Annotated in this window: 10 protein-coding genes; 3 read left to right on the top strand and 7 right to left on the bottom strand. The window is 67.2% G+C overall.

Features of this window, described 5'->3' with window-relative positions; genetic code table 11:
- Positions 1–8: 8 nt before the first annotated feature.
- From argS to xseA, 6 genes are all read right to left on the bottom strand, one after another.
- Entirely contained in the window at positions 9–1,811 is a 1,803-nt protein-coding gene (gene argS, locus KZX42_RS08800) for an arginine--tRNA ligase (RefSeq protein WP_248118832.1), read from the bottom strand.
- Positions 1,812–2,498, bottom strand: a complete 687-nt coding sequence (locus KZX42_RS08805; protein ID WP_248118833.1) for a Tat pathway signal sequence domain protein — start codon at positions 2,496–2,498, stop codon at positions 1,812–1,814.
- A 111-nt stretch (positions 2,499–2,609) separates the two neighbouring features.
- Complete coding sequence (locus KZX42_RS08810; protein ID WP_248118834.1) at positions 2,610–3,053, bottom strand: PaaI family thioesterase; 444 nt, start codon at positions 3,051–3,053, stop codon at positions 2,610–2,612.
- 74 nt (positions 3,054–3,127) lie between these two features.
- The gene (locus tag KZX42_RS08815; protein ID WP_248118835.1) at positions 3,128–3,694 is read right to left on the bottom strand and encodes a DUF3035 domain-containing protein; all 567 of its coding nucleotides are present in this window, start codon (positions 3,692–3,694) and stop codon (positions 3,128–3,130) included.
- A 170-nt stretch (positions 3,695–3,864) separates the two neighbouring features.
- Positions 3,865–4,350 (bottom strand): signal peptidase II, encoded by a 486-nt coding sequence (gene lspA / locus KZX42_RS08820; protein ID WP_248118836.1) that lies wholly within the window; start codon positions 4,348–4,350, stop codon positions 3,865–3,867.
- A 51-nt stretch (positions 4,351–4,401) separates the two neighbouring features.
- Positions 4,402–5,994, bottom strand: a complete 1,593-nt coding sequence (xseA, locus tag KZX42_RS08825) for an exodeoxyribonuclease VII large subunit (protein WP_248118837.1) — start codon at positions 5,992–5,994, stop codon at positions 4,402–4,404.
- Positions 5,995–6,059: 65 nt separating this feature from the next.
- Between xseA and KZX42_RS08830 the strand changes: the two genes are divergently transcribed.
- From KZX42_RS08830 to purD, 3 genes are all read left to right on the top strand, one after another.
- On the top strand, positions 6,060–6,221 hold the full coding sequence (locus KZX42_RS08830) for a hypothetical protein (RefSeq protein WP_248118838.1): 162 nt from the start codon (positions 6,060–6,062) through the stop codon (positions 6,219–6,221).
- A gap of 17 nt (positions 6,222–6,238) precedes the next feature.
- On the top strand, positions 6,239–6,670 hold the full coding sequence (locus tag KZX42_RS08835; protein ID WP_248118839.1) for a PRC-barrel domain-containing protein: 432 nt from the start codon (positions 6,239–6,241) through the stop codon (positions 6,668–6,670).
- A gap of 62 nt (positions 6,671–6,732) precedes the next feature.
- Positions 6,733–8,007 (top strand): phosphoribosylamine--glycine ligase, encoded by a 1,275-nt coding sequence (purD, locus tag KZX42_RS08840; RefSeq protein ID WP_248118840.1) that lies wholly within the window; start codon positions 6,733–6,735, stop codon positions 8,005–8,007.
- A 111-nt stretch (positions 8,008–8,118) separates the two neighbouring features.
- Here purD and KZX42_RS08845 read toward each other — a convergent pair whose 3' ends face one another.
- Positions 8,119–9,084 carry a hypothetical protein gene (locus KZX42_RS08845; RefSeq protein ID WP_248118841.1) on the bottom strand — a complete coding sequence of 322 codons (966 nt, stop codon included), beginning with the start codon at positions 9,082–9,084 and terminating at the stop codon, positions 8,119–8,121.
- Positions 9,085–9,104: the final 20 nt, after the last annotated feature.

Raw genomic sequence — 9,104 nt, forward strand, 5'->3', positions numbered from 1 at the left:
TCTATACCCTACATCCGCTCCGGCGTGTCGATGCCCAAGAGATCCAGCGCGATTTCAAGCTGGCGCAGGGCCGCCGCCGACAGGGCCAGGCGCGACCGTTTCGTGTCCTCGTGCGGCGCGACCAGCACGGGGCAGGCGGCGTAGAATTTCGAGAAGGACTGGGCCACGCGATAGGCGTGTTCGGCGACCAGGTGCGGCATCCGCTTGTCGTAGGCGTCGGCTGCGGCGGTCGAGAAGGCGTCCAGCGTTAGGGCCAGGTCGCGTTCGGCGGGTTCGGCGATGACGATGGGTCCGGCGGACACGCCCTGTTCGGCGGCCTTACGCAACAGGGATTTGATCCGAACCGCCTGATACAGCAGATACGGCCCGGTCTTGCCCTCGAAGCTCATGAAGCGGTCGAGGTCGAAGACGTAGCTGGTCGTGCGCGCGTTCGACAGGTCGGCGAACTTCAGGGCGGCGATGGCCACCTTGTGGGCGATAGCCTCGAACGCTTCAGGCGACAGATCGTCGCCCAGCTTGGCCTCATGCAGCCGCTCGCGGGCCTTGTCCGTCGCCTGGTCGATCAGGTCGCGCAGTTTCAGCACGCCGCCGGCGCGGGTCTTGAACGGCTTGCCGTCCTGACCGTTCATGGTGCCGAAGCCCAGATGCTCCAGCGACTTTTCGGGCGCATATCCGGCCAGATAGGCGGCGCGGAACACCTGTTCGAAATGCTCGGCCTGACGTTCGTCGACGACGTACAGGATCAGGTCAGGGCCGATCGACTTCTTGCGGTCCAGAATGGTGGCCAGGTCGGTCGTGCCGTACATGGCCGAACCTTCCGAGCTGATGACCAGCAGGGGCGGGGGCGAGGGGGCTTCGATAACCGATCCGTCGGCCAGCTTCTTCTTGCGCGTCTCTCCGGGCTTGGCGACGTGCACAACCTGGGCGCCGTCGTCCTCGACCAGCAGGCCCGCATCCGTCAGGTGGGCCAGCATTTCCGGCATCACCGGATCGGCGTCGCTCTCGCCGTTCCACAGGTCGAAATCGACCGACAGATCGCCATATTCGCGTTTCAGCGCCTCGCGGCTGACCGCAACGAAGTGGCTCCATAGCGCGCGGTAGCCGGGGCGGCCGTTCTGCAGTTCGGCCGTCGCCTTGCGGGCGCGGTCGCGGAAACCTGCGTCTTCCTTGGCCTTGCCGGCGGCCAGCGGATAAAGCCGGTCCAGATCGGCCAGGGTCACGGGCGTTTCGGCCGGGAAGGGACCGTCGCCCTCGGCCATGAAGGCGTCGGCCAGGCCTTCGTCGCCGCAGGCGACGATCAGCAGACCCATCTGGAAACCCCAGTCGCCAAAGTGGGCGTCGCCGGTGACGTCATCGCCGCGGAAACGGAACAGCCGTTTCAGGCTCTCGCCGATGATGGCGCTGCGCAGATGGCCGACGTGCATGGGCTTGGCCACGTTCGGGCCGCCGAAGTCGATGACGACCTTGCGCGGATCGGCGACGACCGCCGCGCCCGCGTGATCGGCGTCCGCCGCCACTTCCTCGGCGCGTTCGGCTAGGGTCGCATCGGCGATCTTCAGGTTGATGAAGCCGGGACCGGCCACCTCGACCGAGGCGAAACGCGGATCAGCGCTCAGGCGTTCGGCGATCTTGCCCGCCAGTTCGCGCGGGTTGGCCTTCATCGCCTTGGCGGCGGCCAGGGCGCCGTTGGACTGGAAGTCGGCCAGGTCGGGGCGGTCGGACGGGGTGACGCGCGCCAGGGCCGCCTCCACGCCTTCGGCGGCGAAGGCGGCGCCGACCGCTTCGCTGAGGACGGTCTTGAGATCAGCCATTTATTCGCTCGTGGGTGCGGCGGCAGCGGGCGCAGGTGCGGGCGTCGTTCCGGCGTTGACGCGGAAGCGGCTGCCCGAGCGGTTGAACTCGGCCATTTCCGGCGTCACGTCGAAACCGACCAGGATCTCGAAGTTGCTGCCGCTGGTGGTGGCCTCGGCGCGCGGGATGACGATGGTGCGCTCTTCGGTCACGGACGCCGTGCGCTGGCCCTGGAAGTTCACCGGAAGGTCGAAATATTCCTTGGACAGAATTGCGGTGTTCCGCTCGGTCACCGCGATCCAGTAGCGATAGGTGCGCTGGTCGCCGGCGGCCTGAGCGCCGCGGCCCAGGTTGAACAGCACGCTCATGTCCACGCGGATCGGATCGCTCTCACGGTATTCACAATCGGACGACACGCCCTCGATCTCGCCGGTATAGCCGACATTGGCCACGGCGGCGCGACCGCCTTCCAGCTCGACATAACGGGCGGCGTCGTACAACACCTTCACATAGGGGCAGGGGCCGGCGTTGACGCGGCGGCGCAAGGGAGCGATTCGCGGCGCGCGGCGCGGAGCGGCGTCGTCGCCCGACGCCTGCTGCTGTTGGCCCCCGCGTTGGCGTTGACGCTGGGATTGGGCCTCGGCGGCGACCGGCAGGACGGAGGCCGCGATCGAGAAGGCGGCCAGGGCGGTGAGGACGCGACGCATCAGCTTATATTTCCGACAGCGAAAAGGGGCGCACGACAATCGGCGGCCGATCATTGAACGCTCGCCGCTGATAGCGGCTAAAGCGAGGCGCGGCAAACGCTTGCTGGCGGCCTATCGCTCCATGACCAGGCAGGTCGAGGTCGCGGTGGCGTAAAGCCGCCCGTCCAGACCGCGCAGATCGGCCTCGGCGAAGGCGGCGCGGCGGCCGGCCTGGACGATTCGCCCCTCGGCGCGGACCGGCGTGCCGGCGCTCAACGCCTTGTGGAAGACGGTCTTCAGCTCCAGCGTCGTATAGGTCTGGCCCGGCCGCAGCGTCGAATGCACCACGCAGCCGCAGGCCGAATCGAGCACGGTGGCGATCCAGCCGCCATGCACAGAACCGAGCGGATTATAGACGGCGGCCGTCGGCACCGCCTCGAACACCACCCGGCCTTCCTCAACTTCGGTCAGCTCGAAACCGACCGTGCGGGCGATGGGGGCGACGAAGCCGCCGCTCAGGCCCAGGCGCAGCTGTTCGACCCCGGACAGGGCGGCGATATCGAGAGTTTCGGTCATGGGAACGGCTCCATCAGGTCCGTTCACAATAAGGACGGACGCCGCGGTGGCAAGCGTCCGATCCGATGCGGGTCTTACAGACCCGGCAGCTTGAAGCCGCCGCTGCGGCGCGGCTGGATGGTGATGGCCTGACGGCCGCCGGTCAGGGCCTGCAGACGCTCGGCCTCGGTGGCGGCGTCTATGGTCTTCTGGCCCTCGGCGGTCTGGCGAACGGTCGCCGTCTGGGTCGATGGGTCGTTCTTGCGCCAGAACATCAGGCGATTGGCGAAGCTTTCGTCCTTGTGCGCCAGGTCGCCGAACTCGTCGTCCACGACGTAGCGGGCCAGGGGATCGGCCTGTTCGCCGCCGGCCTGGGCCACAAGAACCTGCTCGCCCGGCGTGCGGGTGACGGCCTGACGCTGACCCAGCAGGATCTGACGGGCGGCGCTTTCGGGGGCCAGTTCCTGCGGGCGCGGCTGGCCGGGCGCGGGCGGACGCAGGCCGTATTCCGGCGGCACGCTGAGCGGGGCGGTCGAGACTGTGACGAACTCGTCCGGCACCACCTTGGTCAGACCGATGCCCTGCTTCAGGCTGCCGCAGGCCGAAACGGCGAGCGCGGAGGAGGCGACGAGGGTCAGGACGGCGACGCTGCGGATACGCATGGTTTCAGGCTCTGATCGGCTTATGCACGAAGCGCCGCGACGGCGCCGTTGGCATAGTGAAGACGGGGTGATTACGACTTTTCGGGGGCCGCGCCAACCTAGAGCCTGATCGTTCGAGGCGGGCGATCCCGCCGAGATCGTGAATCAGGGCCTAGAAAATGGAAAGCCGCTCAGGCTTTGGCGGGCTTATCCGACAGCAGGCTGTCGAGAATAAGCAAGACCACGCCGATGGTGATGGCGCTGTCCGCCACGTTGAACACCCAGGGAAAAACGCCCGTGCCGGAGAAGTCGATGAAGTCGACCACATAGCCGAAGCGGATGCGGTCGATCACATTGCCGAGCGCGCCGCCCATGACGAAGCCGATGGCGGTGATCAGAAGGCGGCGATCCGACTTTGTCGCCCACCAGCCCAGGCCGGCCGAGACGATGATGGAGAAGATGGCCAGGCCCCAGCGCGCCTCGCCCCCGCCGAACAGGCCGAAGCTGACGCCGGTGTTCTCCACCCAGCTGAAGTTCAGGATGGGCGGGAGGACGGGAATGCGCCCGACCTCGTGCAGGGTCAGGCCGCTGATGACCCAGGCCTTGGTCGCCTGGTCCAGCAGGATGATCAGAAGCGCGAAGACATAGGCGGTGACGGCGAGGCGGGTGATCTTCATGCCGGGCCGGTTAGCAGGAAGCGCCGCCGGGGCGAAGCGGAAAACCGCGCATCAGAACAGGTCGCCCTGACCCGCCACGGGCGGTTTCGGTTTCGCCGGCGGACGCGCAGGCGCCGCCCGGGCTTCGCCGCCGTCGATCGTGGCGGATTTCGCCCCGTCGCCGAACACCAGCCGAACCGCTTGACCCGCCTCAAGCGCGGCGGCCGAGGTGATCCAGCCGCCGTCCGTGTCCTCGACCCGGGCGAAGCCGGGCTTGGGTCGGCCGGGGTCCAGCGTGGCCAGCGCTCGCGACAGGGCCGCCAGGCGGTCCTTGTCCCGCTCCAGCCGGCGCGGCAGCACCGCGTCCAGCCGAGTCGTCGCCGCCAGCAACCGCGCCTCTCGCTGGTCCAGCCGCCGATGCAACGGTGCGGGCGACAGGCGGGCCGAAACCTGCAGCAAACGCCGCTCACCGCGCGCCACGCCCGCCTGCAGCGCCGAGCCCAGCCGGTCGCCCGCGCCGCGCAGCCGGTCCTGTCCCCGTTCGATCCGGGTGCGCAGCAAGGCCGGGCTCAGCTTGCCGCCCGTCACGGCCAGATGCCGCTCGTGCAGGGCGATGTTACGTTGAAGGCCAGAGCCGAGACGGCTCGACACATGGTCCAGCCGCTGCTGCGCCAGGGCCAGCAGATCCTCCGGCCGCGCCGGCAGGCCGCGCGTCACGGCCCGGAGCCGGGTGCGCCGATCCTCGATCAGCCGCCCGCCCGCCTGGACCATGCGCCGATCCATGTCGGCCACGGCGTAGCGCAGGTCCGCCAGCACCGGCGTGGCCATTTCGGCTGCGCCCGTCGGGGTCGGCGCCCGGCGATCCGACACGAAGTCGATCAGGGTTGTATCCGTCTCGTGCCCCACGGCCGAGATGATCGGGATGCGCGCCGCCGCGACCGTGCGCGCCAGACCTTCGTCGTTGAAGCACCACAGGTCCTCCACCGATCCACCGCCGCGCGCCACGATGAGCATGTCCGGGCGCGGGATCGGCCCGTCCGGCGTAAGCGCGTCGAAACCGCGAATCGCATTTGATACTTGGCCGCAGGCGGCCTCGCCCTGAACCACCACGGGCCAGACGATCACGCGGCAGGGCCACCGTTCGGCGATCCGGTGCAGAACGTCGCGGATCACCGCGCCGGTCGGGCTTGTGATCACGCCGATGACGGCCGGGAAGGCGGGCAGGGGCTTCTTGCGGCCCGGCTCGAACAGACCTTCCTCGCGCAGCCGGACCTTCAGCCGCTCCAACTGGGCCAGAAGCGCGCCGGCGCCCGCCGCCTCCATGCTCTCGATCACGATCTGGTAGGACGAGCGCGCGGGATAGGAGGTGATCTTGCCGGTGACGATGACTTCCAGCCCCGCCTCGGGCTGCACCCCCAGGCCACGCGTCGAGCCTTTCCAAACCACCCCGTCGATGGCCGACTTGTCGTCCTTCAGTGTCAGATAGATGTGGCCCGAGGCGTGGCGGTTGACCTTGGAGATCTCGCCCCTCAGCCGAACATGGCCGAACCGATCCTCCAGCGTCCGCTTCAGCGCGAACGACAGTTCCGAGATCGACAGCGGCGGATTGTTGTCGCGCGGGGCAGGGGCCTCGGCCGGGCCTTCGAACACATAGTCGTCGCTCATGCGCGGCACTCTAGCCTGCGTCGATGCGTCCGGGAACGGGGGCTTCGTTGTCTCGTTGAACCACCATGGCTGCTGATCCCCCGAACACAGACCCTGCCGACCGGGATCCGCACGAGCGCGATCTGATGCGCCGCTCGGGCGCGGGCGGCGCCATGAGCCCGTGGCTGATCATTGGCGGCATCGCCCTGCTGGGCGTGGGCGCCTATGTCGTTTTCGCCCTGCTTTGACGCCGTCAGGACACCCCATGACCCGTATTCTTCCGTTCGCCGCCGCCCTGTTGATGACTGCGTCCGTCGGGGCCTGTTCTGACCGTGACGACGACATAGTGCAGGCGCCCGCGCCGGGCGCGACGCCCTCAAGCCTGCCGGCCAGACAGGCGGATGTCGCCGCCACCAACGCCGCCCTGGCCTTCGGCATGACCCGCGACCAGCTGGAGGACGCCGACATTGTATCGCGCGCCGGGGCGGATCTGGGCGACATCGAAACCCTGGTGTTGGACGCCTCGGGCGCCCTGACCCATCTGGTGGTCGAACTGAACGGGCCGGGCGACATGAAGGTGCTTGTGCCCGTCGCCGACGTGGCCCCTATCGACCGCAACGGCGGCAAGGATCTGGTCACCGATCTGACGCCAGGTCAGCTGCAGGCTCTGCCGGCCTGGACGCCGCCCGCGCGCTGAATTCCGTGTTAAGCCTGCCGGGCGCTTGACCGGCCCGCGCCAGCCGGTCATTGCCCGGTCTCATGAACATTCTTCTCGTCGGATCGGGCGGCCGCGAACACGCCCTGGCCTGGAAGATCGCCCAGTCGCCTCTGGTCAAACGCCTGGTCGCCGCACCGGGCAATCCGGGCATCGAGAAGCTGTGCGAGCTTCGCGCCGTCAAGGTCGACGACGCCGAGGGGTTGGCGGCCCTGGCGCGCGAAATCCGCGCCGATCTGGTGGTGGTGGGGCCCGAGGTGGCGCTGGCCGCCGGTCTGGCCGACCGACTGGCCGCAGCGGGCATTCCCTGTTTCGGCCCCACGGCCAAGGCCGCGCAGCTGGAGACATCCAAGGCCTTCTCCAAGGCGTTCCTGGCGCGGCACGGCATCCCCACGGCGGGCTACGGCGTCCATGAGACGGTCGCGGACGCCAAGGCGGCGCTGAACGCCTTCCGTCCCCCTTTTGTCATCAAGGCCGACGGCCTGGCCGCCGGAAAGGGGGTGGCGATCAGCCCCGACCGCCCTGACGCCGAGGCCGAGATCGAACGGATGCTGGGCGGCCGGTTCGGCGCGGCCGGCGCCCGTGTCGTGATCGAAGAGTTCATGGACGGCGAGGAAGGCTCGCTGTTCGCCCTGTGCGACGGGAAACAGGCCCTGCTGTTCGGCGGCGCTCAGGACCACAAACGCGCCTTCGACGGCGACCTGGGGCCGAATACCGGCGGCATGGGCGCCTATTCGCCGGCGCCTGTCTTCACCCCCGACCTTGTGCATCAGGCCGACAAACTGATCGTCCAGCCGACCATCCGCCACATGGCCGAGGAGGGCGCTCCCTATCGCGGCGTGCTCTACGCCGGACTGATGGCGACCGAGGACGGTCCCAAGGTGGTTGAGTTCAACGCTCGCTTCGGCGACCCGGAATGCCAGGTGCTGATGATGCGGATGGCCGGCGACATCGTGCCCTATCTGCTGGGATGCGCGCGCGGCGACGTGTCGGGCCTGTCGGCGCCGGCTTTCAAGCCCCAGACGGTGATCTGCGTAGTCATGGCGGCCAAGGGCTATCCCGACAGCCCGCTGGAAGGCTCGATCATTCGCGGCGCCGACCAGGATTTCGGTCCTCACGTCCAGGTCTTCCACGCCGGCACCAAACGCCGCGGCGACGGCCAGCTGTGCGCCTCCGGCGGGCGGGTGCTGAACGTCTGCGCCGAGGGCGACGACATCGCCCAGGCCCGCGAACGCGCCTATGCCGCCATCAAGCAGATCGACTGGCCCGGCGGCTTCAACCGCTCCGACATCGGCTGGCGCGCGCTGGAGCGGGGCTAGGTTCAGTCGACATTCAGCCGGTCGAAATCTCAGACGGTCATTCCGGGTTCGTCCTATGGACGCCTCGAAATGGTGGTTTTGGGTTGGATGTCGATCAGCCTTGGCCTCGATTCACGGTTGCGGTAGCGCCTCGTCGTCAGTCGATGAGCGAAGGTGTTGGCGCGTTCTTTGGATAGAGGCGATGATTTCGCCGTTCCCGGCCCGCGTATTCTGGCGCGTTCTCTGAGCCTTGTAGAGACCTTTGAGGTAGGCTTGATCCCAGCTCGACAGTCCCTGTGTCGTTTCGGGAGCATCGAACAGGTTGAGAATCGACGCGTAGGGGCGGGTGTCAGACTGCGGGTCGATTTGAGCAAAAGTGATCATGGCGATATAATCGGCTAACTGCTGAGCGGATAAGCCGGACGTCTGTGTCGTGTCGATCAGAACAACTGTTCGAAAGATATTGTCGACGATCTGCGAGGAAAGTCGCGAGGCGGCGAACACAGGGATGATGGGAGCGTAATCAAAAGCGTCACTGCAGTCGTCGCTGCACTCGCCAGGGATACGATTGGCGCGCTGTCCGTTGCTGGAGTTGATCGGCATGGCCTGTTGCCACCATCTGACAGGATGTTCTGACGATTGAAACGCCCTGAGAGCCGTCGCGCCGCGATCCATGCCGGATCCGCCTGTGCGAAACGCGCGCAGACGTGTGCGAACAAGTTCTGTCGCCAGTGCGGAAGGCTGGTTGGTTGCAATGATCAAGACATTCGGGCGGCACCCGGGAAGTCCAGGAGACAACCCAAGGTCTTCGGCCACCGTCGAAACTCGGTCGACAATGTACTGCGCCGCCTCATGTTGAAGATTGGCCGCGCCGATGCAGACCGCATTGTCCCAACGCGCTATTCCCCGGCCGGGATTGGGGGCCGCGACTTCATTGACAAAGTCTCGGATCAGTCTGTTGGAACTTTTGCCGACGACATCGATATCTTCTAACCGAACGGGTTCTTGAACTTCACCCCTCGAGATGCGGTCTGAAGAAAACTGTGGTGCGGGGTCTTGGGTGATCGCCAACATCGCAGCAAGAATGATCGTCAGCATGGCGTCCTCCCATTGAGACT

It is taken from the genome of Brevundimonas sp. EYE_349, assembly GCF_023147505.1.
In the GTDB taxonomy this organism is placed as follows: Bacteria; Pseudomonadota; Alphaproteobacteria; order Caulobacterales; family Caulobacteraceae; genus Brevundimonas.

Bases quoted from the DNA above. Each gene is read 5' to 3' on its own strand.
- argS (WP_248118832.1), bottom strand. From the start codon at position 1,811: ATGGCTGATCTCAAGACCGTCCTCAGCGAAGCGGTCGGCGCCGCCTTC.
- KZX42_RS08805 (WP_248118833.1), bottom strand. From the start codon at position 2,498: ATGCGTCGCGTCCTCACCGCCCTGGCCGCCTTCTCGATCGCGGCCTCC.
- KZX42_RS08810 (WP_248118834.1), bottom strand. From the start codon at position 3,053: ATGACCGAAACTCTCGATATCGCCGCCCTGTCCGGGGTCGAACAGCTG.
- KZX42_RS08815 (WP_248118835.1), bottom strand. From the start codon at position 3,694: ATGCGTATCCGCAGCGTCGCCGTCCTGACCCTCGTCGCCTCCTCCGCG.
- lspA (WP_248118836.1), bottom strand. From the start codon at position 4,350: ATGAAGATCACCCGCCTCGCCGTCACCGCCTATGTCTTCGCGCTTCTG.
- xseA (WP_248118837.1), bottom strand. From the start codon at position 5,994: ATGAGCGACGACTATGTGTTCGAAGGCCCGGCCGAGGCCCCTGCCCCG.
- KZX42_RS08830 (WP_248118838.1), top strand. From the start codon at position 6,060: ATGGCTGCTGATCCCCCGAACACAGACCCTGCCGACCGGGATCCGCAC.
- KZX42_RS08835 (WP_248118839.1), top strand. From the start codon at position 6,239: ATGACCCGTATTCTTCCGTTCGCCGCCGCCCTGTTGATGACTGCGTCC.
- purD (WP_248118840.1), top strand. From the start codon at position 6,733: ATGAACATTCTTCTCGTCGGATCGGGCGGCCGCGAACACGCCCTGGCC.
- KZX42_RS08845 (WP_248118841.1), bottom strand. From the start codon at position 9,084: ATGCTGACGATCATTCTTGCTGCGATGTTGGCGATCACCCAAGACCCC.